This window comes from Marinobacter litoralis (assembly GCF_003336705.1).
GTDB classification, from domain to species: domain Bacteria; phylum Pseudomonadota; class Gammaproteobacteria; order Pseudomonadales; family Oleiphilaceae; genus Marinobacter; species Marinobacter litoralis.
The window spans coordinates 1,159,937-1,183,739 of record NZ_QMDL01000001.1; the positions used below are offsets into that span (position 1 = coordinate 1,159,937).

Annotated in this window: 18 protein-coding genes and 1 rRNA gene; 11 read left to right on the forward strand and 8 right to left on the reverse strand. The window is 52.5% G+C overall.

The window, feature by feature from the left end; translation table 11 throughout:
* Positions 1–36 precede the first annotated feature (36 nt).
* The 5 genes from DOQ08_RS05385 to DOQ08_RS05405 form a co-directional block, all read right to left on the reverse strand.
* A complete protein-coding gene (locus DOQ08_RS05385) occupies positions 37–1,596 on the reverse strand; it encodes a mucoidy inhibitor MuiA family protein (protein WP_114333831.1) in 1,560 nt (519 codons plus the stop codon).
* 141 nt (positions 1,597–1,737) lie between these two features.
* Positions 1,738–2,280, reverse strand: a complete 543-nt coding sequence (locus DOQ08_RS16235; protein ID WP_114333832.1) for a hypothetical protein — start codon at positions 2,278–2,280, stop codon at positions 1,738–1,740.
* Between the two features lie 76 nt (positions 2,281–2,356).
* Positions 2,357–3,712 carry a DUF1329 domain-containing protein gene (locus DOQ08_RS05395; protein WP_406565345.1) on the reverse strand — a complete coding sequence of 452 codons (1,356 nt, stop codon included), beginning with the start codon at positions 3,710–3,712 and terminating at the stop codon, positions 2,357–2,359.
* A 34-nt stretch (positions 3,713–3,746) separates the two neighbouring features.
* Positions 3,747–5,639, reverse strand: a complete 1,893-nt coding sequence (locus tag DOQ08_RS05400; protein ID WP_114333834.1) for a DUF1302 domain-containing protein — start codon at positions 5,637–5,639, stop codon at positions 3,747–3,749.
* A 132-nt stretch (positions 5,640–5,771) separates the two neighbouring features.
* Positions 5,772–8,735 (reverse strand): hypothetical protein, encoded by a 2,964-nt coding sequence (locus tag DOQ08_RS05405; protein ID WP_114333835.1) that lies wholly within the window; start codon positions 8,733–8,735, stop codon positions 5,772–5,774.
* A 272-nt stretch (positions 8,736–9,007) separates the two neighbouring features.
* On the opposite strand from DOQ08_RS05405, the gene DOQ08_RS05410 reads away from it, so the two are divergent.
* The 4 genes from DOQ08_RS05410 (at position 9,008) to DOQ08_RS05425 (ending at position 12,143) form a co-directional block, all read left to right on the forward strand.
* Positions 9,008–9,595, forward strand: coding sequence for an RNA polymerase sigma factor (locus tag DOQ08_RS05410; RefSeq protein ID WP_114333836.1), 588 nt, complete (start codon positions 9,008–9,010; stop codon positions 9,593–9,595).
* Between the two features lie 10 nt (positions 9,596–9,605).
* Complete coding sequence (locus DOQ08_RS05415; protein ID WP_133297157.1) at positions 9,606–10,262, forward strand: anti-sigma factor family protein; 657 nt, start codon at positions 9,606–9,608, stop codon at positions 10,260–10,262.
* Complete coding sequence (locus DOQ08_RS05420; protein WP_114333838.1) at positions 10,259–10,708, forward strand: hypothetical protein; 450 nt, start codon at positions 10,259–10,261, stop codon at positions 10,706–10,708. Before DOQ08_RS05415 ends, DOQ08_RS05420 begins: the two co-directional genes overlap by 4 nt.
* A gap of 271 nt (positions 10,709–10,979) precedes the next feature.
* The gene (locus tag DOQ08_RS05425; RefSeq protein ID WP_133297158.1) at positions 10,980–12,143 is read left to right on the forward strand and encodes a heme biosynthesis HemY N-terminal domain-containing protein; all 1,164 of its coding nucleotides are present in this window, start codon (positions 10,980–10,982) and stop codon (positions 12,141–12,143) included.
* Positions 12,144–12,200: 57 nt separating this feature from the next.
* Here the strand turns inward: DOQ08_RS05425 and DOQ08_RS05430 are convergent, their stop codons facing one another.
* Together DOQ08_RS05430 and DOQ08_RS05435 are read right to left on the reverse strand one after the other, a co-directional pair.
* A complete protein-coding gene (locus tag DOQ08_RS05430) occupies positions 12,201–13,181 on the reverse strand; it encodes a glutathione S-transferase family protein (protein ID WP_114333840.1) in 981 nt (326 codons plus the stop codon).
* 77 nt (positions 13,182–13,258) lie between these two features.
* A complete protein-coding gene (locus DOQ08_RS05435) occupies positions 13,259–13,705 on the reverse strand; it encodes a DoxX family protein (RefSeq protein WP_114333841.1) in 447 nt (148 codons plus the stop codon).
* A 113-nt stretch (positions 13,706–13,818) separates the two neighbouring features.
* On the opposite strand from DOQ08_RS05435, the gene DOQ08_RS05440 reads away from it, so the two are divergent.
* The 7 genes from DOQ08_RS05440 (at position 13,819) to DOQ08_RS05470 (ending at position 23,593) form a co-directional block, all read left to right on the forward strand.
* Positions 13,819–14,745, forward strand: a complete 927-nt coding sequence (locus DOQ08_RS05440) for a LysR family transcriptional regulator (protein ID WP_114333842.1) — start codon at positions 13,819–13,821, stop codon at positions 14,743–14,745.
* Positions 14,746–14,864: 119 nt separating this feature from the next.
* Complete coding sequence (locus DOQ08_RS05445; protein ID WP_114333843.1) at positions 14,865–16,151, forward strand: cytochrome c; 1,287 nt, start codon at positions 14,865–14,867, stop codon at positions 16,149–16,151.
* A gap of 36 nt (positions 16,152–16,187) precedes the next feature.
* Positions 16,188–16,691 carry a (2Fe-2S)-binding protein gene (locus DOQ08_RS05450; protein WP_114333844.1) on the forward strand — a complete coding sequence of 168 codons (504 nt, stop codon included), beginning with the start codon at positions 16,188–16,190 and terminating at the stop codon, positions 16,689–16,691.
* The gene (locus DOQ08_RS05455) at positions 16,684–19,008 is read left to right on the forward strand and encodes a xanthine dehydrogenase family protein molybdopterin-binding subunit (protein ID WP_114333845.1); all 2,325 of its coding nucleotides are present in this window, start codon (positions 16,684–16,686) and stop codon (positions 19,006–19,008) included. Before DOQ08_RS05450 ends, DOQ08_RS05455 begins: the two co-directional genes overlap by 8 nt.
* Positions 19,009–19,037: 29 nt before the next feature.
* Positions 19,038–19,490: a type 2 periplasmic-binding domain-containing protein gene (locus DOQ08_RS15940; RefSeq protein ID WP_114333846.1), complete on the forward strand. Its 453-nt coding sequence runs from the start codon at positions 19,038–19,040 to the stop codon at positions 19,488–19,490.
* Entirely contained in the window at positions 19,487–20,722 is a 1,236-nt protein-coding gene (locus DOQ08_RS05465; protein WP_114333847.1) for a hypothetical protein, read from the forward strand. The genes DOQ08_RS15940 and DOQ08_RS05465 overlap by 4 nt, the downstream gene beginning before the upstream one ends.
* Positions 20,723–20,740: 18 nt before the next feature.
* Complete coding sequence (locus DOQ08_RS05470) at positions 20,741–23,593, forward strand: bifunctional diguanylate cyclase/phosphodiesterase (protein ID WP_114333848.1); 2,853 nt, start codon at positions 20,741–20,743, stop codon at positions 23,591–23,593.
* Between the two features lie 60 nt (positions 23,594–23,653).
* Here DOQ08_RS05470 and rrf read toward each other — a convergent pair.
* Positions 23,654–23,769: ribosomal RNA gene (rrf, locus tag DOQ08_RS05475) — 5S ribosomal RNA — on the reverse strand.
* Between the last annotated feature and the right edge of the window lie 34 nt (positions 23,770–23,803).

Here is a 23,803-nt window from a genome sequence, read left to right on the forward strand (position 1 = left end):
ACCGGCCCATCCACCCCTTGGACGTTCAATTCACATTCACAGCCGTGGCAATGTGGTTCCTTCCGGAACCCGCATCTCGAACCCGGATTTCACACTTACCGTTTCGCCTGCAGGCACCTCACGATCCCAAACCAAAACGCCCTTTTTGTCCTCGAAGTTACGTTGCACAGGCTCACTGATTGTAAGGGGTTTGACGGTTAGCACGTCTTGCTCCGAGACTGGAATCCGGTCGAACAATTTAATTTGAACGGGTTTGTCATGATGGTTGGTGACATCAAAGCGATTCTGGCGACGCTGAACGTTTTCGCTTTTCCAAATGCCCTCCTCCCCGGTTCGCTCAAGCTCATTTACCACCGTAATGTTCACTGCTTGATCAGCACCAAAGCCCAGGGCAATGTCTTCGCCGGGTGAAAGTTCGCCAAGATGCCACTGGCCGACACTTTGGCCATCTCTATACAGAGTGGTTTGTCCTGCCGGTATCGGCACTTCACCCTTGAATACGCCTTTGGCATGGATGTAACCGGTTGGGTCCAATACAGGTGCAGACCACACCGCTACTTCGACAGGCAGAACGTGGTCCGCCACTCTAAAGCGTTGACCGGAGGCATCACTTGGAATCTGAACCGGCTCAGGCAGGCGGTAACTTTGGGTAAACGTGCTGGCTTGCTCAACAACTGCAGAATCGGCCATTGACGAGCCTGCGCGCATTTCGGCCATCGGCGCGAACGCCTTGGACTGGAATCGTTCAGGCTGACCCGGTGTTACAATCCATGGGTTAACGGGGGGCATGGACGTTCCCTTTCGGGCATTTGCGGTTGCGAGCTGCACTTGAACATCGTCCCAATCGGTACCCGTCGTCTGCTGGACAACCGCCATATGTTCCAGGGTTAGTTCACCGCCGGTGCCCACTTCCGTGTTCAAACGCGCATTGTATTCGCTGTGCCAACGGGCCTCGGACGTCTGGAACCGAAGTTTTATTTGTACCGAACCACTGCTCGGTGCCCGATAATACACCTTCACGTTCTTGGTCGCTTTTGCGTTTTGAGTAGTTTGGGAAAGCTCGCGCGTAAGACGATCTTTCAAAGCCAGATCGTCCTTCATGCTTTCCCGTATTTGGCGTATTTCCGCTAACGCGGACTGCGTCGTTTCTTTCAGGGCAACTGCCAGCTTACTCAACTCCGAAGCAGTTACCTCATTAGGTGATTCGGCCGCATGATTCATCAGGGTGACTTGTTGCTTCCAGGCACTAATGAGATCTTCGTGCTCCTGGATCCGAAGATTTACTTCAGACAACGCCTGCCGTAGTCGGCGGGTTTCTTCGGCCACGAACTCTTCACGCTCGGCTCTAACCACCTGAATCTGTTGCAACGTCGCACCCGGAAGACCTTCGAGCATCACCTGTAACGACTGATCTTGCAGGCTCAATGGGAGCCCCTTGATTTCGATTGCTCCCGCCCCGGCACTGACCTGACCAGTCTCCTTCCACGTTAACTCAGCATGAGAGGGATACAGCGTTGCCGCCGTAATCTTTGCCAGTGCCATCATCGGAGTGGCCGAGATCGAGATCGCGAATGCCAGCAAGCTGAGTTTTTTCATGGGAGGTTCCTTGTGTTCGCAGCCATTTCAATAACAACGCAAACTCTAGTGAATAGAAAAGCTTGCGATGACAATGGGAATCAGAGCGTTGCAAGGAAGAATAGCAGAACGAGCGTCAGGACGAGATTAAAAAACGCAATCTCAGGTTACAAACGAGAAACCTTTCAACCACTTAAAGGGCGAACTTAGAGCGCTTTGGTTACGGCTGCGAGGCGTGGCCGTGCCTTTGATTTGTCGTATAGCGCGAGCTAAAAGCAGGCTATTTGCGGCCGCATTGTGCTCGTCACGGCGCGCCATGAGATAGCGATGCAGCTCGAGTCGTCTTGGGGAAGGCACGGCGTGCTCTATCGATACCAGCTTTGCAGGACATCGTTTGCCTGCAGACATGAACAGTTTATCGAGCCACTGCTGGTCTTGGATTGGAGATTCAGAATAAACCGGATAGTCTTTTAATAGATCCCCAACACGTCTTGCTACGTAGGCGACCGTGTCACCTCGCTCGCAACACTCTTGTCTTGTCAGCCCGTAACGCGCTGCATGATGACTCCATGCTTTCCAGCCATCCACACTATCGGGATTTATGAGAGTGGAATAAGACTCAGATCCGTCCATACGGCACCAAGCAATCTCAGCCGGATAACTTTCGGCACCGGTGCCACTTGCTTGTATATCGAGTATGTACATTGGTGAACTCCTACCTTGGATAGGGGCCCCGACCGATGCGTACACCGGGCGGGGCCTGCTTCACTCAGTCAACCGATTAACGAACACCGGCGCGGCGCAGAGCAGCCGGGGTGTATTCCCGCGAGCTGCGCTCGACACCGTACGAGTACGGATCGCTCTCTTCGTTGGTCATACCCATCACCAGGTAGCGACCAGACAAAAGGTCATACAGTGTTTCAAAGGCGTATGCCGGAATGCGCGCATCATAAACCTGCATCGCATGAGCTTCCGCTACACGCCAGAGGTTGTCACGGCCGTCGTAGTGATCAACCACGGCAATCTGCCAGGTGTCTTCATCGATATAGAAGTCACGCTTTTTGTACACGTGACGTTCGCCGTCTTTCAGGGTCGCAGTTACGTGCCATACACGATGCAGCTCGTAGCGCGCCAGTTCCTGATTCACGTGACCCGGCTTAATGATGTCTTTGTACTTAAGGTTTTCACTCGCCATACGGTAGGAGTTGTAAGGGATGTAAAGTTCTTTACGGCCCTTAAGCTCCCAGTTGTACTTGTCCGGCGCACCGTTATACAGATCAAGGTTGTCTGACGTACGCTGGCCGTCAGCTGCAGTACCTGGCCCGTCATAAGCAACACTCGGGGCACGACGAACACGACGCTGGCCTGAGTTGTACAACCACGCACGACGCGGTTCTTTAACCTGGTTAATGGTTTCGTGCACCAGCAGCACGTTACCAGCCAATCGAGACGGTGCTGTGATGGTCTGCTTGAAGTAGAACATTACGTTCTCGTCTTCAGACGGATCATAATCCTTCAACTGGACTCGCTCGGTGAACGACTCGGTGAACTTAACGGCACTGAAATCACCGTTGGGCTGAGGAGTCACCTGCGCGACGTTACGGGTTACGGAGCCGCCACGGTAGCGAGTGATATGGTTGAAGATTGCCTCAAGACCGTTTTGGGGAATCGGGAACGGTATCGCAGTCTGGTAGTTGCTCAGTCCGTTGCCGCTCTCGATAAGTGAAACGTTCGTGGCATTTTCTTTGGTTTTATTTTGAACAACTTCCGGGTAGGCACCGGTCCGGCGGGTTTCGTACACCGGAATGAAATAGCTGTCGTAAGTTTTGATCATCGCAACCTGACCCGGGGTCAGTTTGTCGGCGTATTGGTCAACGTTCGATTGATCAATTCGGAACAATTCTTTGTCGTTCGGGAACGGGTCAACGTAGCGGCCATCGCCTTTGTAGTTTGCCGGTGGGGTTACCAAACCACCGTCCCAAGCAGGAATTTCGTTGCCATTACCTGCCTTGATCGCACCCATGGGGGTCAGTGAATCGCCAAGCTTGGCGGCTTCATCCTGCGACACGGCGGCAGAAGCCGAGCCTCCAGCCAACATAGCGCTGGCTACTGCGCTGTATAAGAACGTTCGTATCATTTTCATGGGTCAGGTCTCCTTGAGTTCCCGGGTATTAAAATGCGTAAGAGATTGAAGCGGCCACGAAATCGCGGTCGTTGGTTTCGTTAAAATCGCCACCGAAATAGTTGGTGTAACTGATGGAAGCCTTATAGGCATTCTGATAGGTCGCATCCAAGCCAAGCCCTACCGACTTGTTGCCTTCTTTGAAGTTGCCACCGGGATCCGGCGCATAACCTTCAACGTCGTGCGAGAGGAACAGCTTAGGACGCAAGTTCACACCGGCCACTGCACTTGGGTAGTCCCAAACAAACAGTGCACGGTAGCCCCACGAGAAATCCGTGGTGAAACCATCATTCGTGCAATTTGTGGCATTAATGTTAAGGCGTTTCTCACTGTCTGTGCCCTGGCTACAGAAATCGCCAGAGAAGTTGGGCCCGTCGAGGGGAACCGGTCCCACACCGAACATGCCAGAGCGGCCATAACGGGCTTCCGACAAGTCAGGCAGGTCGTGTACATAAGTGGCACCAAGTTCGGCCACGATGATGAAACGGTCTGCCCCCATAATCTGATCAATAAAATGAATCAGAGTGGTCTGGAACTGGGATACGCCATAACGGTCGTAGCCATCCACCGCTTTACCTGCGTAATTGCCACCCTTGGCTTGCTCACGCTTCTCCAGCTTACTGATCACTTGTCCATCCGGCCCACGCTGCTGCAGACCACCGTAAATCAGCTCAAAGGTATTCCACTGAATGGGCATGTTCGGGCGGTAGCTATACTCCGCGCCCAAGGACGTACCGGTGGGCAACGTGGTGTTAAAGCTCACGCCGAACAGATCGATGCCCTTGGGATAGTCGATAAAGTAGCTCGGGAAGCGCGAGTCCTCTTTGCTGTCGTCGCGCATCTGGCTGCCTTCAGGCGAAGCCGGGTTGTTCACCACACCGCTAATGTACGGCAGGCGGCTGTGATACCGGGTGTAGTAGAAGCCCACGTCGGCCTCTAGCTCGGTAACATACCAACGCACCGCTGCACCGAACTGGTCCTTATCGCCAGGCTCTCTGTCACCGATTCGAGGTGAGATAAAGCCTTCGTTAAAGGCTTGTGAATCCGGAACTTGTCCAGCCAGCAATACCGGGCCACATCCATCAGCGGCAACGTCGGCCGTAGAGAAGAAGGTGCCGCAGTCATCGATGCGGAACGGTTCCCAATCCGTCTGGACGAAGGCTTCTACGGTTACTTCCGGCGTTAGCCCGACCGAGGTATAGAGCATCTCGACCGGAAGAAGCACGTCTTTAAGCTCCGCACCGGGCGCACGAAACGCCGGAACGTCAATGGGGTTTATGGCGTTAATGCCCCCCAGGATGAAGGTACTTTCGCCCCAGTTAACCACCTGACGACCGTAGCGTACCGCTACCGGAACGTCCCCTACTTGCCAGTCTGTGAAAACATACGCATCCAGCAAGTCGATTCCGGACGCGTTATCTTTCGCTTCCGGGTTCAGCTCACGTTGCTGACCAACGGGGTCAACGGCGCGCTCGTTATCTTTAAGCTCGAAATCGTAGTAATAACTGGCCCGGCCCAAGAAGCCGACACGGGTCAGTACATCGCTATCTGGAACATAGTCCAGGAACAACTCACTACGACCACGTGCGATGGTTGAGTACGGGTCGCCCTTTTTGAAGTTAAGGTTACCGTCATCAAAGTTATTGGAAGATGCACCAGTATCACTGTAGGCATACTCCGGCCCCAAGTTACCCTGAGTGATCAGGTCGGGATCCTGGTCTTCCAGCCGGTAGGCGGTGCCCACTGTCAGTGTGGTGCTGAACGATGCATCAATCTCGTAGAAACTGAAGTCGAAAGCGGCTGCGGTTGGTGCAAGGCACGCGATCTGGGTCGTCAGCGCTAGCTGAATAGACCTCGCTAAAATGGACTTTTTTGTTGTCATTGCAGTTACTCCGCACATTTTTCTGGCGCAAGCGTCCCCGTCAAGCGGGTTACACGCCTTGGTTATCGTTGTCGTTGTGAGAGATTTATGAGCGCCGCCGAATATTCGCGGCGCTGTTATCACGTGTTTTGATTAAAACCCTGGAATCGGAATGGGGATCTGGCCATTGTCACCACCGTCTCCTCCTCCATTTCCGTCACCGGGCTCTTCACCTGGATCACTGTTTTCGGGATCGTCGCAGTTGCTGCCGGCAACTCCTTGAACCACACAGCCGTTGTCAACAGAGACGGTGCCGTCAGTAAACAGCTCAAGCATCTGTGCGGTCATCTCACTAAAGACTGCACTCGAGGAGTACGGTTCAGCGCTCTTAGTACCGGCAGAAATGGGGTTGCCATGCGCACCTTCGGTGTAACGGGTAATGACCGGTAAGGTATTGCTGCTAGCCTTTATGGCTGAAGCACCCATCGCAGCGGCCAGAGGGTCAGTCCCCGCCAGCGGCATGTTTTCCCCTTTGATCACAAAACCGGTCTCGGCAATTGTGGTTTCAAGCGGTGGCAAAGCAGCTTCTTCATCAGCGGCATTCGGAACGGTGTTATCGGTGGGCTTCTCAGGGTCTTCCGGGTCACCCGCGATCTCAGTCAATAGCACAGGCTGCTCTTTATAGAACGGTGCGAATGCCGTTGGATCAACCGAATCCAGTTGCGCCTGGAACACGTTGAAGTAGATATTCAACTCGGTACGACCTTGCGCAAGCAGGCCATCGGAAGCGTCATCCAGACCCGGCAATACGCGAGGGGCTACCGATTGAGAGTTCTCGATCAGGCGCGTGAAATTGCCACCAGTGTTAAAGAACACAGAAGCCTGGATGCGGTTCAAGTCGGTATTGTTGCCTTCGTCGATTGCCACGTTAGTAAGGTGAGGCACTGCCGCACCACCCATGCCACTGAGGGAGTGCGTCATAAAGTAAACGCGGGTTGGGTCGATGTTCAGAGTATTGTCACACGTGGAGCACGCATTGATGGCATCTTCAAGATTTTGCAACGATGCGTTCACGTTGAGTAAATCGATCGCACTCTGGCGCATGTTGTCGCGGGTATTGGCGTAGTTCGCGAAGTTGAGGAACAAATCTCCAGAGCCTGGCTCTTCAAGGCTCGCAGCGGGCACTGCGTTCAATTCCGCGTCAGCCGCAAATCCGAAGTGACGCTCTGTTGCTTCAGCAGAGGCGCCCGCCTGAGTCGAAATTGGGCTTAGACCGACGGCTCCGCCATCTTCTTCAAAAATGCCGTGCAACGGTTGGTCGATACCAATCGTCACAAAGCAATCGTCAGCTGTATTAGAGATACACGTGAGGCCTGCTGCTGTCGCCATCGGCAGAATCGCCGACCGGTCCTGAGTAGCTGCGTGCTGGTAGATGATCACCGGGAAACCATTGGTCGGAGTTGGCGACGTCGTTGACGGAGCGGCAACCACAATTGGCACGATGGTATCAGCCGTTTTAGCGGCAAACGGGAACCGGTAACTGATGCGATCAGACGGGGCCTGATCAAGAGAATTGTCAGCGCTAAAATCGGCTGGCAACCAATTACTGGTTTTAAGCACGGACCCGTCACCATCTTCGGGCAATGCCTGGAAATAAGGCAGAGTAATCTCGCCTTCATAAACACGAATGTTTATCGGTGTCACACCCGTAGGATCTTGTTCCAGCGCCGGGTTAACATCACCACCGGGGCGCTGACTGAAAACCTTAACTGTTCTGGGCTTAGGCGTATCCAGCATTACATCAGCTGCATCCGCCATACTCTGAGCATCTGCGGAAACATCCATATTTTCGTCACTGGCTTGCGCTGCGGCTGCCTGAATAGCGTGGGCCAAGCGGCGATCGCGCTCTGCGTTGACGATGACATCGCCGTAAGCCACAGCAACACCGTTCGCATTTGCGGCCTCCAGAATTGCGGCCAGCTCGGCATCATAATATTCAAAGCTTGAGTCGGTTAGATCTGCATATAGCTGTGCGTTCAAGTTTTGCTCGGCTGCACTCCCTTCCGCCAGCGTTTGGCCGCTCAGGTTATAAAACCCGTCAAACAGCTTTTGCAGATCGCTCTTACGCTGCTCGATGGTCAACATTTCCTTGAAATAAGTGACCGGCGCCGCATTCGCCAGCAGCACATCATCCACTGCCGTGGTGGTAATCATGGTGGCGTATGGAATGTCAGCGAAGGTTGCTTTAAAGCCGGCCGATGCTTCGTGCTCACGCTTGAAGTCGAAGTAATCAGCAGCCAGTTTGCGGGCTGGCAACATGGCATCGCGGAATGGCTGATACAGCGGATTCGACAGTACGCGATCTGGGTTGGCAACACTTTGGTAAGTAACAGAACCGACCAGTGGCTTACCCTCAGCGTCTACAATCGAGTCACTTAAGGCCAATACGTACTGAGTCTTTTCGGACAGCGGTGTCAGTGGCAATACGCGGATCAGATTGTCCGTGCCGCCGTCGATATCTAACAACTCAACACGCAGCTTTTCGGCGCGCAGCTCGGCGAAAATTGCTTCAGCTCCGGCAGTATCCCCTGCTTCCTGAAGCCTCAGCGCCTGCCGGTAACGTGCGGCAGTCGTCAGACCGGGCGCTTCGCCGTCCAGCTTTTCCAGCGGATCGCCACCGGCATAATCAACGGGGATCAGGAAGACATTCTGATTCGGGTTCGGGATGGTTTTGCCATCCTCGGACAAGATAAATTCGTTCGCATCCAGAGTTTGCCCGGCGTCCAGGCTGGCACTGATCTTAATATCGATAGGAGCGAGAACCGACGCACCGTCAAGATAACCGATACCTTGGGTCACCGGGTTAGCTGGATCGGTGCCGTTCAGCATGGTGCCGTCATCAACATCACTCAGATAAAAAAGCGCGTCGCTCGGAATGACGAATTCTGTATCCAGAGGAGAAAATAAAGGGTGGGTACCGCGCTCTACGCTCGGTCCGCCGTTAATTTTGTAAACCGGGTTAGCATTTTTATTGGTTTGACCACCGCTGTCCAAGCAGCCAGTGAGTCCCAGTGAAGCCGTAGAGATAGCGGCAATTAAGGCATTGCGGATGAACATAGTTTATACCTCGGGGTTTCTTGTAATTCGGCATCTTATGCGCCTTTAGTAGCCCCCACGTTGGTCTAATGCCAAAGGTTCCCGATTTTTCAAGTTTTTCGCGCAGCTCCCGCCCAGTTGTGTAATTAACTCATTGATTGGTAGATAAAAATTCTGGAAAAATTTTTTATCCATCCGGATACCCTGAAAGCGCTCAGACTGGTACTATAGGCTCAGAACTAAAACAATCACCGCTCTGTTATTTTTCAGCGGCGCATCACTGAGGTACCCGATTGGCCCTGCTTCCTTTTCGCCAGTCCAAATCAAAGCGTTTCGAGCGTCTTGTACAACCACATCTAAAAGCCATGTATGCCTTCGCGTATCGGTTGACGGGCCGGCAGCACGATGCAGAAGATCTGGTACAAGATGTGGTGGTGAAGCTGTATTCAAAATTGGATGAGCTTGAGGCGGTGGATCAGTTACGCCCTTGGCTAAACCGGGTGCTGTACCGCCAATTTGTTGATTCAATCCGCAAACGCCCGGCCGGTCGGGAAGTGAATACCAGCGCAATGGACGACACCGAATCGGCAACGCCTTACCTGGACACTTTGCCAAGCGATGCAGCCGACCCCATTACCGGCATGGCCCAGGCTTCAAACAATGTCGCGTTGACTCGTGCACTGAACCAACTGACACCAGACCAGCGCACACTTATACTTCTTCACGATGTGGACGACTGGCGGCAAGATGACATTGCTGAGGTTCTGGAAGTGGCTGTAGGCACCATTAAATCTCGGTTACATCGCACTCGGGCCACGCTTCGAAAATTTTTACAAGCAGAACTGGAACCTTTTGAAGGTGGGCAACGTGAGCTTCAGTAAGGTGGACAAAATGAACTGCGAAACTTTTATTACCAACATCGATACTGAAGCCAAGTGCGACCTGACGGCCGACATGAAGCAGCATGCAGACACGTGCACTGCATGCGCACGCGCATTGCGCGCAGCTCAGGAGCTCCAGGCAGGCCTCCAAGGCATGGCCATACCGGAGCCTACCCGTGATTTTGAAAGCCGGGTGTTAGCGGCGGCCACCGGTGGCGAATCAAAGACCGGCAACCGTCACTGGCATATCCCTGCGTGGAGCGGTGCCATAGCCGCAGCGCTGGTGGTTGGTGTCTTTATTGGGGGCGAATTGTCCACCCCTACCCCGGAAAACCAACCTGTCGTCGCGCAGGAGTCAGTTTCTTCGGTAGGAACGACCGGCACAACGCCGAAGCAACAAACAGTAAAACTGGCCTTCAATTCTCACGAAGCCGTGGAAAACGTAACCCTTACGCTGGAGTTGCCTCCCAATATGGAGCTGACCCCTTTCCCCGGCCGGCACCGTGTGAGCTGGAAGGTTGATTTAAAGCCCGGCGACAACTTATTAGCGCTTCCGCTGAACGTACTTTTCCCCGGTGCAGGCACGCTGGTTGCACACCTCGATGATGGCAACAAGAGGAAAACCTTCCGTGCCGACATCGGCAAGACAAAGGAGCCGTCAACATGATGACTAAGCTAAACCCACTTATCTACGCAGCCTTTGCATTGGGCTTGGCGCTCGGCTCTGGGGCGGCTAATGCCGAACCGGATCTGGATGTAACCATGCGCATGGTGATGGACGATGAATCATTAGATGATTCCTTTGTCCAGGAAATGGAACTTCCAGATTCGGTTAACGAGCTGACACTTGGAGAATCCTTTGAAACACCCGACATCGACGACTTCAAAAACGAAGCTCTAGAAATGCAGGAGTCTCTTGCTTCCGAGGCGCGGGAAACCCGAGACGCTCTCGAATTAGAACTGCCTGAAGAGCAGCCCTCTGATTTGCCGGAACTGGAATTGACGGAGCCGGAGTTGCCCAGCATTGAGTTGCCTACGGACAATCTTCCGGATCCCGATTTGGAATTACCCATCGATACACCGGTCGAATTGCCGCAAACAACAACGCCCTGATATTTCAGAGATCGATCACGAAAAATACCTGCGATCTACAAGTACCTTCTCTTTCTCACGGCTAATACGATAAGCTATCCCTTAATGCGCCAGCACCTTGCCAGTATTAAGGGATCTTCTTTTGTCGTCTCGACTCACTAAATCTTTGCTTTTCACTCTTGGTTTGAGCGTGTGCTCCGCGGTTGCGGCAGGCAACCCTGAAGATGGAAAACAGAATTTTCGTTCTGGCGTGCAGGCCTTTCAACAAGGGGATTTAGCCTTAGCGAGACAATTGCTCGAATCCGCCCAGAATAAAGGCGTCAAGTCACTCTCTCTAAGCTACAACCTTGGCGTGGTCTACTACAAACTGGCCGAATACGGTCGATCGCGACAAGCGTTTGCACAGCTTGTTGGCACAAAGCAGTCGTCTTTAGCGCATTATAATTTGGGATTAATTGCACTGGCTGAAGGCGACTCAGCAACGGCCAGAAATCACTTCAAGGTAGTGGCCGCCAATAGTGATCAACCCAAACTCACTAAGCTCGCCCACGCTCAGCTCCAAAAACTCGGCAGCACGCCCCCCGCGCCCAAGCAATGGCAGGCATTTTTGTCGCTAGCCGCAGGTTATGAAGACAATTTAGGTTTATTTCCGGACACGGCCGCCAGCACGCTTGAAGACGGCTTTCTCGAGTCGATCGGTGCCGCTTCAGGTTACGCCTATCAAGACGGCAAAAATGCCATCAAATGGAAAGCTCAGTTCTATATTCGGGATTATTTCGAAGAAGACGACTTCAACACGCACCTGCTTCGACTTGGTACCGCCTGGAATCATGATGCGGGTCGTAACAGAATGAGCTTAGGCCTTGAGGGGGACCAGCTTTGGTTAGCCGATTCATCCCGGGAACAAAGAGCTCGACTGGTCGCAGCGTGGATTACACCATCCTGCTCTACCAGATCGCTGAGTGCACGGTGCCAGATTAAACTCGAGGCTGAACAAATCTTCGCCGACAAGCCACAATTTGAGGCGTACGAAGGCCAGCATTATCGGCTGGATACCCGTTATCGGGCGCGATACGGCGACTGGTCGGGTGAATTGCAGTATCGGTTTGATTTTAACGATCGGAAAGATCGAGACATCGGGGATGAGTTTTTCAGCGTATCTCCGATGAGGCACACGTTAGGTTTCAAGCTTTCCTATGCAATAACCCGTGCCTTTACGGTTGGCACTGATGCGAGCTTCAGACAAAGCGATTACACCCATGCACACCGATTTAACAGCGGCGAAACCATAACGAGATCAGACCAACGGCTAACCTATCATCTGAACGCTCAATACCAGTTTGACCACACCTTCGCCGTCACCACTAAGCTTGGCCGACTCAGTAACGAAAGCAACATTGATCGTTACCAGTACGACCGGGAAACCGTTACGCTGGGTGTTAACGTTCGCCTGTAGCGACTGCGGCACTAGACGTGCCACAGCCGTTCTCTTCTAATTACTCAACAACTGGGCTTAGCCAAGCTGAGCTCTGTTGTGGGGTGCATCGAAATCAAACGCCGGCCCCACCGGAACGACACCTGTCGGGTTGATCGTTCCGTGACTGCGATAGTAGTGATCCTTGATGTGCTGCATATCAACCGTTTCAGCCACGCCCGGCCACTGATAAAGCTTTCGTATGTAATCGGTCAGATTCGGATAATCTGCAATTTGTTTGAGATTGCACTTGAAGTGTCCGTGATATACCGCATCAAAACGAATCAACGTAGTAAACAAGCGCCAGTCGGCTTCGGTAAGGGTATCACCTACCAGATAACGCTGGGTCGATAAACGTTGCTCTAAGGAATCCAAAGCTTCAAACAAAGGGTACACCGCTTGTTCGTAGGCTTCCTGGGTTGTCGCAAAGCCTGCTTTGTAGACGCCGTTATTCACCTGATCGTAGACTTCAGCGTTAATGCTATCGATTTCAACTCGCAGCACTTCGGGGTAATAATCACCCGGATTGGCACCTATACCGTCGAACGCAGAGTTAAACATCCGAATGATATCGGCTGACTCATTGCTGACCAGACGGTTTTCTTTCTTATCCCACAAAACGGGCACCGTTACCCGCCCGGTGTATTCAGGATCGGCCGCGGTGTAGATCTGATGCATAAACTGAGCTTTATGAATCGGGTCTTGCACCACCCCTTCGTCTGGATCGAAGGTCCAGCCGTGCTCGCGCATCAGCGGGTTGACGACGGACACCGAAATCATCGATTCCAACCCTTTCAGCTTGCGAAATATCAGTGTCCTGTGTGCCCAAGGACAAGCCAGAGAAACGTATAAATGATAGCGGCCTGCTTCCGCTTTGAAGCCTGACTCACCGGTTGGCCCGGCACTGCCATCGGCAGTTACCCAGTTACGAAACTGCGATTCACTTCGGGCAAAGCGACCGTTAGTAGATTTCGTGTCATACCACTGATGAACCCATTTGCCCTCTACAAGAAGTCCCATTGTTTGGCTCCTCTGTCGTTTAAATAAAAAGGGCCAAGGACAACCAGCCCCTAGCCCGAGCTAACAAATCCGGCGGATTACTTCAGCAAGCTTTGCAACTTGCGATCCAATGAGAGCTTTCCACCGCCACTGAACAGCAAGGCTACCGAAATGCTGATCAGGGCAAGGCCGAACTCATAACCGTTGTTGCTCATAAACAACCCGTTAGACACGTGAACCGTCAAAATGGCTACCAGCATCGTAATGGCCAGCACAAAGGCCGCGGGACGGGTCAGCAGGCCAAGCAAGAGCGCAATACCACCGAAGAACTCAGCACTACCCGCACCCAGCGCCATCAAGTAACCTGGTTCAAGGCCGATAGAAGCCATCCACTGCCCCGTACCTTCCAGACCGTATCCACCGAATGCACCAAACAACTTTTGGGCACCGTGTGCAATAAATATAATGCCGGCAGGAATACGAAGTGCCAAACCGGCCAGGCTATCGTTGGTTTCAAGAGTGCGCTGAATGAGTGTGTTGTTCATGATGTGATCTCCATTTAAAGTTCAATTGCGTTGTTCGATGGAAGTACTATAGTTTCTGGAACTTTAAGAAAATAGCGGAACGATTTGATACATATCATCAGGAAAACTGAACTATGATTTCCCCGATTACACTGGATGCCCTGCTCACTTTAGACGCAATCGAGCGTAGGCACAGTTTTGCTGCCGCCGCCGAAGAGCTTTTCCGGGTACCGTCTGCAATTTCATACACGGTCAACAAGCTGGAGGAAGATCTGGGTGTCCCGCTCTTCGATCGAAGCCGGCGTAAAGCGGAACTCACCCCGGTCGGGCGACTGGTTTTGGAGCAAGGTCGGCAAATTCTTAAGGCAACCGATGAATTGACTGCCATGGCCAGAAGGGCCGCTGATGGCTGGGAAGTGGAGCTGCGAATTGCTATCGACAGCGTGCTTGACTGCGCCCCTTTCTACAAACTCATCGAAGAATTCCAGCATATTCAGCCCAAAACCGAGATGATACTGACAGAAGAGGTTCTTGGCGGCAGCTGGGATGCCCTAAGCGACGATCGATGCGACTTAGTCATCGGCGCTTCGGGTGCCCCTCCATCTTCAGGTTTTTCGATCCATTCATTAGGCCATGTCGGTTTCGATTTTGCGGTAGCTTCGGGGCACCCGCTGACCGAATTGCCCCAGCCGATCCCGACCAGCGCGATTCAAGACTACCCCACCGTTATCGTAGCCGACAGTTCACGACACCTACCAGCGCGCTCATCGGGGTTGCTTGACGGCCGAAGTAGAATCATCGTTCCAACCATCGACCATAAAATCGACGCGCAGTGCAAAGGGCTTGGCGTTGGCTATTTGCCGCACCACAGGATTACCGAGGAACTGGCCGATGGCCGGCTGGAGATTCTGACTCTGGACGCACCTCGCCCACCTTCTGAAATTTCGGTTGCGTGGCCCCGCGGTAACACCGGTAAAGGCCTGAAGTGGTTTGTCGACCGCTTAAAACAAATGCATTTTGATCCGGAACACGGCGTTATCGTCAAGGCGAAGGAAGATTAATATCACCAAAGTCCTGCAAGCTCTTCATTTTTAACTACACTTATTGTTCAAATCCCGTCGCCACTCATCGGCCTGGTGTGCACCAAGCAACGCCATCAGGCCCAGACAGGAGAACAGCAGTGTTTAAAAAAATCCTTGGAGGCTTGCTCGCGTTCGGCGCTCTGGCTCTCGGCATTTTCCTTTTAATTGCCTGGGAATCGTCCATAGACCCTATTAACACCGCCAATCCTGGCGCATTCAGTGACGAGCAAATCAGGCGTGGCGAAGTGCTGGCAGGGCTAGGCAATTGCGAAACCTGCCACACAACTGATGCAAACAAGCCTTTTGCGGGCGGGCGCGCGATGCCGACGCCTTTCGGCACTCTCTATTCCACTAACATTACGCCAGATCCCAAAACTGGAATTGGCCAATGGTCAGAAAGCGCCTTTTCCAGAGCCATGCGAGAAGGCGTATCGCGATCAGGCTCGCACCTATTCCCTGCATTTCCATATACCCATTTCACCAAACTGCCGGATGACGACATCTCCGATTTATACGCTTATCTGATGTCTCGCCAAGCCATTCAGGCTGAGCCACCCGAGAACACCCTGGAATTCCCTTTTAACATTCGGCTACTGCTTGCTGGTTGGAAGTTATTGTTCTTTGATGAAGGCCGCTACGAAACCGTTTCCAGTAAAAGCGACGAGTGGAACCGTGGTGCTTACATCGCCGAAGGGCCGGGCCATTGCAGTGCTTGTCACACTCCGCGCAATGCGCTTGGAGCTGAAGATACGGGCAAAGCATGGGAAGGCGCCATCATTAACAACTGGTACGCGCCGGCTCTGAATGCCAGCAACCCTACACCGGCAGGTTGGACGGAAACAGAAGCCTACCAGTACCTGCGAAACGGTGGCTCTCCGTTCCACGGAGTTGCAGTCGGGTCAATGGCGGATGTTGTTCATGACGGATTAAAGCGAGCGCCAGACAGCGATCTTAAAGCTTTAGCCGTTTGGCTCAGCGATCTGGCCCAAGCACCCGGTGAGCAGCAAGCGAGCGAGCGTTCAGCCAGCGCTATTCGCACCGTTCAGAACACCCAAAACCCGTCAACCGTGATGGATGAAGGCGAGCGCTTGTTCACCTACGCTTGCGCTGCCTGCCATTATAACGAACCGGAAACTCCCAACACTCTGCGCCCAGACATGGCGTTGAATAGCGCCATCAGCGCGCCCACTCCGGTCAATCTCATCCGGGTAACGCTAAATGGCGTATCGCTTAAAGAAGGCATAGCGGAAGCAATGATGCCAGGTTTCGGTGAGGCTCTGAGCGACCGTCAAATTGCGAGCCTGCTGGCGTATCTGAGGGCTACCCACACTGACCAGCCCGCCTGGGCAAATTTAGAGCAACAGGTTCGCGACCAGCGCCCCTAAACCCAGACAAAGTAACCATGAAACGGAGCAAGTAGAATGGCTACAGAATTCGAACTCAACGGTCAGCCCGTGACCGTTGATATTGAAAACGACACTCCCCTTCTCTGGGCTCTGCGGGATGACCTTGACCTGACCGGCACAAAATACGGGTGCGGTATCGGGATGTGCGGAGCATGCACCGTACTGGTCAATGGCCGTGCGACTCGTTCTTGCATTACTCCGGTGGCGGCAGTATCTGGCGCAACCATCACCACCATTGAAGGCTTGCACCCTGACGGACAACACCCGCTCCAAAAAGCATGGATTGAAACTCAAACGCCCCAGTGCGGTTACTGCCAAAGCGGTCAAATCATGCAGGCGGCTGCCATGTTGAAAGATTTCCCTAACCCAACCGACGAGCAGATCAATAACGCCATGGGAGGAAACCTGTGTCGATGCATGGCCTATGTGCGCATTCGCAAAGCCATCAAGATGGCCGCCAAAGAGATGAATACCAGCGGCAACACCGCACAGGAAACAGGAGCTGCAGCTAATGAGTAAGTTCTATCGTTATCTCAATCAGCCTGAAGGCGTTAAAACAAAAGCTGACCAGGATTCCGATGAAGGCATGCGGGTTAGTCGTCGCGGTTTTCTGATTGGAGCTGCCGGAGCCGGATTTACCCTAGCGTTTTTCCGTGCTGGCCTTAGTTTTGCGCAACCCGAAGATGTGGTTAAGGACGGTACGTTCGAGCCCACTATCTGGTATCAAATTGAGCCAGACGGGCGCATTATCGTTAACATCGCCGAGGCCGAAATGGGGCAGCATGTCGGTACTGCCCTCGCCCGCATCGTCGCTGATGAACTTGAAGCTGACTGGTCCATGGTAGAACTCAATCATGTGGACAGCGACCCTAAATGGGGATTGATGGTAACCGGAGGCAGCTGGTCTGTTTGGGAAAATTTCACACCGCTGAGTCAGGCCGGTGCAGCCGGACGTATAGCCCTCATCGAAGAAGGGGCACGCTTGCTCGGCGTGAGCCCGGATCAATGCGAAGCTCGCAACAGCCAAATTATAGCGGGCGATCAATCCATCAGTTATGGCGACATCGTTAGCCGCGGCGATCTTAGCCGTACCTACACCGCAGACGACCTCAAGAAGATGCCCATCAAACCGGCAACCCAGCGTCGTCTCATTGGCCGTGAATCCCGGGCATTGGATATACCGGATAAAACCGACGGTGCCAGCCGCTACGGCCTGGACGCAAAAGTAGACGGTATGGTTTATGGCCGACCTCTTATTCCACCCACTCGTTATGGCGCGACCATTAACAACATTGATGACAGCGCAGCCAAATCCATAAAAGGCTATCAACAAACCATCGTTCTGGAGGATCCGACCGACACAGTCCCGGGCTGGGCCGTGGTTATTGCCGATTCATTCCATGCCGCAAATAAAGCCGCGGAGAAAGTTAAGGTCGATTGGGCCGCTGGAGATACCGCCGATGTCAGCGAGCAAGACATTCTCGATCATGGCGTGAAACTGATCGAGTCGTCGGACAAAGGCTCCATCATGTTCCCGGACGATGGCGTAGACGAAGCCTTCAACGACGCAGCGGATATCATTGAGCAGGACTACATCACTCACACCGTTCTCCACGTCCAAATGGAACCGGTGAATGCGCTGGCTTATGAAAAAGAGGGCGTTTGGGAGATTCATACCGGAAATCAATGGCAATCCTTGATCATTCCGGTACTCGCAAAGGCATTGGGAGTAAAAGAAGACAAGGTGGTTATGCGTACCTATATGTTGGGCGGTGGATTCGGGCGCCGACTGAACGGAGATTACGCGGTACCAGCCGCCCTCGCCTCGAAAAAACTGGGTAAGCCGGTCAAGCTGGTCTTCACACGAGAAGACGATACGCGCTTTGACTCCCCCCGCTCTGCGTCTTATCAGCGCATGCGTATGGCGTTCGATAATAACGGCAAACCCTCAGGCATGGAGCATCACGCCACTGCAGGTTGGCCAACCGAAGTGATGGCCCCCTTCTTTATGCCCAAAGGAGCAAACGATGAACCGTATGATCCTTTCTCAATTCAGGGCGCTGCGCATTGGTATACCGTGGGGCCACACCGCGTACGCGCCATTTCAAACGACCTTGCCAATGCAACCTTCCGACCCGGTTGGTTGAGGTCTGTCGGATCCGGTTGGATTAACTTCGCTCTTGAATCTTTTATGGACGAGGCAGCTCGCCATGCCAATAAAGACCCGATCGAATTCCGGCTGGAACTGCTCAAAACCGAGGGTAAAAACGCCGGTGAAGCACCCAATTCGGTCGGCGGAGCATCTCGCCAAGCGAACGTTTTGCGGCGTGTTCGCGAACTCTCAGGCTGGGGGCAAGATCTCCCAAAAGATACCGGCCTCGGCGTAGCCACGTCTTACGGCCAGGAGCGCAATATGCCGACATGGACGGCCTGTGTGGCCAGAGTCCATGTAAACCGCGATACCGGCCACGTGAAACTTGAGAAACTGACGCTGGTAACCGATGCAGGCACAGTCGTTCACCCCGATGGTGCCCGGGCTCAAGTTGAGGGCGCTGCATTATGGGGAGCAAGCATGGCGCTCCATGAAGGATCTCGGTATGAGAAAGGTGAGCCTGTTGATAGAAACCTGGATACCTACACGCCTATGCGCATCAGAGACGTACCCGAGATGGAACTTGAGTTTATAGATAGCACCGAAGTGCCCGTCGGGTTGGGTGAACCGGCAACCACAGTAACCGGACCGGCTATCGCCAACGCCATTCACGCCGCTATCGGCGTGAGAATAAGAGAAATCCCCATTACGCCAGAGGCGGTACGCAAAGCTTTAAACGCATAACGATCGTTTACTAACGTGAAAATACAATAATGCGAAAATATTTTAAATGGCACCGGATACCCCCTGCTTTTGCACTGGCTTTGTGTATCGGCTTGTTCTCTGGCGGGGGTGCTTTCGCAGAAACGAAAGTGCTGATCAGCAACGACGTTCCCACCCGAAATTTTGACACATCGTACCTGAATCAAATATTCGCGATGCAAATCCGACGCTGGCCGAACGGCACACCGATTCAGGTTTTTGTTTTACCGAGCACGGATCCCAAACACAGGGAATTTGTGGTCAATCACCTGAAAATCCAGGCTCATCAGATGGATCGTATATGGAATCGCATGCTGTTTACCGGCACAGGCAAACCCCCAACAGTCGTCAACTCCGAACGTGACATGTACCTGAAAATTCGAACCACGCCAGGAGCAATCGGTTACCTTTCGGCAGATTACCCGGTTGAGAATGTGCACGTGCTGGGAGAGAAAAAACAATGAGAAAACACCAATTAAACCTGCTTATGCTCATGTTTATGATTTGCACCCACTCCAGTGCGCATGAATTTCACGAGGCCATACACGTACACGGGTTTGTGAATCAGGCAGCCTTGTATAGCCCGGACAACCCCTATGCCGGAAACGATGCCAATAACGGCTCAGTCAAATTCCGTGAGATCGGCCTCAACGGTTATATCGAGTTTCATTCCGGATTGCGATTCGCCGGCCAGATCCTCAGCCGTCAACGGGACGAATTGGATGACGGTGATGTTCGCGTAGATTTCCTTTTAGCGGACTACCTGATTTGGAGCAATCAGTATGCAGCTTTTGGAGTGCGAGTCGGGAGGGTTAAAAACAACATCGGGTTTTACAATTCCATTCGAGACATTCCATCAGCACGACCGGGCTACAACGTGCCGGATTCCATTTATTTTGACGCATTCCGCGACCCTCTCCTGTCTACAGACGGGTTGAATTTATACGGTTCGGCGCTGATCTACGACAATCAGCTCACATGGGAAGCCACGATTGGCCGTAGAGGAATCGATAGCGAAGACTTCGAGTACTTTACGTTTGGTTATCCTCTCGAAGACGGTGACGCGGACGATGTGCCTATCTATCTGCTGAATCTTAATTTTATACCTTCCGCTTTGCGCGATCTGCGTCTCGGTGCCAGCGTTGTATCGACAACCATCGACTTTGATACGTCCCTCTCTGTTGCAGAAGCACAACAGCGGATGATGATGTCACCGCCAGGCGACGTACAGGCTAACCGACACCGGTACATTACAGCGGCAGAATTTGAAGCACTTCTGGCGACCTTCTCTGTGCAATACAGCCTCAAGGACTGGATACTCACCTCGGAGTATCTCCACCTCGATGCCGAGTTCGACGGTGAAATTGTCGGTTCGCCCGTAGAGAACGGCGAGAAAAGTCATGGATTTTACGTTCAGGCTGAATGGTTGGCGACGACCCGCACAACCTGGCTGGTTCGCTACGAAGAACTGAAGTTCGGCGATGGTAAGAGCAGCCTCGAATACAATCCGCATAGAAGCTACGGTAAAGGCTGGACCGTCAGCGGCCAGTGGAAATTTGCTGATGATTGGTTGTTGATCGGACAAGCAAGTTTTAACGAAGGAACCGCTTGGTTACCCGACTTCAAGGGCATTGAAAACGAACAGATTCAAAAGTACTGGAACTACTATGTACTGTCATTGAACTACCAATTCTGATCCGCAGGAAGCACGATCATGTTCATGAGCGTCAAATGGAAAGCGGTAATCTTTCTGAGCCTCGTATTTTTGTTGATAACCGGTGCCTGGGTTTCACACCATGTGTATAACACCCTGAAAACCTATGATAACCGCGTTGAGGAAAACCACATAAAGCAACAGCAGCTACTGATGCAGTTGCTGGATGATAATTTCCTGAGACTATCTCAGCTGTCCCAGCTAATCGCTGAAATTCCAGCCATTCAGGGAGCAAACTTTAAAGAGGCGCCTTCTGCCCTAGCCGATGCTCTCCAACAGGAGTGGAGCCAACTGAACATCAACACCGGCCTCGATTTCATTGGGATATACGGCACGGATGGCACTCATATTGCCAGTGGTTACAACCACGAGCTATTTCGAAACACCAAGGCCCTCGAAGAGGCCATCTCGGTAGCAATGAAGACAAACAGAGAAAGCTCTCCGGATTCCTTTCTGTTCTGTTTTACCGGTTGCTCGCAGTTCGTGGTAGAGCCCTTTGTCCTGAACAGTGGTGAAGAGGCTCTGATCGTGAGCGCTCAGAACATGGCCGACATCATCCTGCGTTTTCATCAGATTTCTGGCCAGGATCTGGCCGTACTGTTGCCTCCGATTACCGAATCTTCCGGAGAAGAAACACGCATACTCGACAACTGGCGGCTCCGAATTTGGGCTGCAAGCAACTTTAAAGAATCACTCGCGCAACTTCGCCAGATCCAGGAGCGCACAGCCTTTTCAGAGGTCACGAACGGAGAGGTCGAGCATAACGGTTCGCGCCTTTTGTTCGATAAGCTCAATCTTGCCGATTACTGGGCCTATGGGGAAAAACCTATATTACTGACCGTCAGCAACCAAACCCAGCAACACCAACTGCTGATCAGTACTCTGACTTCCAGTGTCGTCATTGGTCTTTTCGCACTGATTATTTCCGAAATGGTGCTGCTGTTCTTCATGCTAACGCCCCTTAGGCGCCTTACGGCTGTTGTACAGGCGCTTACCTTGTTACCCAAGCACCAGTATCGTGAGGCACTGGAGAAAGTAGCAAAGCGCCAGGTCTATTTTCGAGACGAAGTGACCCAGCTGGAAAGCAGTACCCGTTATGTCATCCGTGAACTGGAAACCCTGCACCTTGAAGTAGAAGAAAAAAGCCTCTCTCTGGAAGGCCAGATTGCGATGCTGTCGCGTTCCAGAGCGTTTCTCGAGAGGCTGATCGACAGTTCACATTTGTTCATCGTCACGATGACACCCAGTGGTGAGATTCGTACCAGCAACGGGCGATTCGATAAGGAGTTCAAACGTCCGCTGAGCAATTTTTCCCGTTTGTTTACGAGCGATGCGGCCACCGTAGACTACCACAGAAAATTGGACCATCTGCGAAAGGGAGACTGCGAAGTTATTCAGTTCGATGCCGAATTCGTCAATGATCAGGGCGTAACCATCTACTTCGACTGGACCCGCTCTATCGTTGAAGATGAGAAAGGTCGGGACACTGTTCTCGCCATTGGCATTGATCTGACCCAGCGGAAGCGGGACGAAGAAGCGTTAGAATGGTTAGCCAATAACGACCCGCTTACCGGCATCGGCAACCGAAGATGTTTCCAACACGATTTGCATAACCTGCTCGACACCCAAAAAAGCGGCGCCGTCATTTTTATCGATGTTAATCGATTCAAACAGATTAACGACCTTTATGGCCACCCTGTCGGCGATACCGTGTTGATCCAAATTGCCAAAACCCTAGGTGCCAGCGTGAGGGCTAGCGATTCAATCAGCCGTTTGGCAGGCGACGAATTCACCATCATCTTACCGCATATAGACACGCAGCAGCTTGAGAGTTTCCTGGAGAAGTTGTCCCGAAACCTGAACGGACAGGTGATATTGGACAACGAAGACAGAACGATCGAATACAACGTAAGCATAGGCGCAGCACTGGTCAATGCACATGGAAAGAGCGAGCAAGAACTCATTGTTCATGCCGATATGGCCATGTACCAGGCCAAGAAAAAAGGTAACGGGCAATGGCAGATTTTTGACCCCGACAACAACGATCTAGCCAACCTAAGGCGCGATCACGACCTTACGTCACTATTAAAGCTAGCACTTAAACGTACCGACCTGTTCCAACTTAACTATCAACCCATTTATGCGATAGAAGAAGCTACCGTCAGTCATTATGAGGTACTTCTAAGGCTGAAAGATCTCGCCGGGAATGCGGTATACCCCAGTGATTTTATTCCTGCGGCAGAGCGCATGGGGCTCATCCGACTAGTGGATGAATGGGTACTGGATAACGCAATCAAGAAACTTGCAACCGACCATAAAACCGGCGCCGACTACACGCTATCAATCAACATTTCGGCCCCTACTTTGCAATCGGCCGACTTTCCGAAAACCCTTTTGGGGACACTCAAAACCCACCGGGTTGAACCCCGCTACGTTGTTGTAGAGCTTACAGAAACCGCCTATATCGAAAACTTCCAAATGGTGCTCAACAACCTTCAACAAATCAGCGATGCAGGCGTGCTCGTCGCGTTAGATGACTTCGGCGTTGGCTTTTCGTCATTCAGTTATCTAAAGAAACTACCCCTCAGTTACGTGAAACTGGATGGTTCTTACATCCTAGATCTGCAAAATAACCCCGACAATCAGGTGTTCGTTGAAAGCCTAACCAACATGGTCAATGCCTTTGGCATGAAGACCATTGCGGAATTTGTGGAAGATGCCGAGACCCTCTATAAACTGCAAGAACTCGGCGTTGCCTACGCACAGGGATATTATATTGGTCGGCCACTACCAGAACTGGACGATATGCTTTGCGCGACAGGATTCGGGCAATCGAAGAAATCGAAAGGCTGATTTACAGAAGAAATGAAAAAACCCCAGCCTCTTTCGAAGCTGGGGTTTTAGGTATTAAGAGTCTGACGATGACCTACTCTCACATGGGCAAGTGCCACACTACCATCGGCGCAGACTTGTTTCACTTCTGAGTTCGGGATGGGATCAGGTGGTTCCAAGCCGCTATGGTCGTCAGACAAAACGGTTTGATCACTGGGGGACGAGATGGAA

Excerpts from the sequence above, each read along its gene's own strand:
- DOQ08_RS05405 (WP_114333835.1), bottom strand. The coding sequence starts at position 8,735 with ATGTTCATCCGCAATGCCTTAATTGCCGCTATCTCTACGGCTTCACTG.
- DOQ08_RS05385 (WP_114333831.1), bottom strand. The coding sequence starts at position 1,596 with ATGAAAAAACTCAGCTTGCTGGCATTCGCGATCTCGATCTCGGCCACT.
- DOQ08_RS05440 (WP_114333842.1), top strand. The coding sequence starts at position 13,819 with ATGATTTCCCCGATTACACTGGATGCCCTGCTCACTTTAGACGCAATC.
- DOQ08_RS05415 (WP_133297157.1), top strand. The coding sequence starts at position 9,606 with ATGAACTGCGAAACTTTTATTACCAACATCGATACTGAAGCCAAGTGC.
- DOQ08_RS05400 (WP_114333834.1), bottom strand. The coding sequence starts at position 5,639 with ATGACAACAAAAAAGTCCATTTTAGCGAGGTCTATTCAGCTAGCGCTG.
- DOQ08_RS05470 (WP_114333848.1), top strand. The coding sequence starts at position 20,741 with ATGTTCATGAGCGTCAAATGGAAAGCGGTAATCTTTCTGAGCCTCGTA.
- DOQ08_RS05430 (WP_114333840.1), bottom strand. The coding sequence starts at position 13,181 with ATGGGACTTCTTGTAGAGGGCAAATGGGTTCATCAGTGGTATGACACG.
- DOQ08_RS05455 (WP_114333845.1), top strand. The coding sequence starts at position 16,684 with ATGAGTAAGTTCTATCGTTATCTCAATCAGCCTGAAGGCGTTAAAACA.
- DOQ08_RS15940 (WP_114333846.1), top strand. The coding sequence starts at position 19,038 with ATGCGAAAATATTTTAAATGGCACCGGATACCCCCTGCTTTTGCACTG.
- DOQ08_RS16235 (WP_114333832.1), bottom strand. The coding sequence starts at position 2,280 with ATGTACATACTCGATATACAAGCAAGTGGCACCGGTGCCGAAAGTTAT.
- DOQ08_RS05420 (WP_114333838.1), top strand. The coding sequence starts at position 10,259 with ATGATGACTAAGCTAAACCCACTTATCTACGCAGCCTTTGCATTGGGC.
- DOQ08_RS05395 (WP_406565345.1), bottom strand. The coding sequence starts at position 3,712 with ATGATACGAACGTTCTTATACAGCGCAGTAGCCAGCGCTATGTTGGCT.
- DOQ08_RS05450 (WP_114333844.1), top strand. The coding sequence starts at position 16,188 with ATGGCTACAGAATTCGAACTCAACGGTCAGCCCGTGACCGTTGATATT.
- DOQ08_RS05435 (WP_114333841.1), bottom strand. The coding sequence starts at position 13,705 with ATGAACAACACACTCATTCAGCGCACTCTTGAAACCAACGATAGCCTG.
- DOQ08_RS05465 (WP_114333847.1), top strand. The coding sequence starts at position 19,487 with ATGAGAAAACACCAATTAAACCTGCTTATGCTCATGTTTATGATTTGC.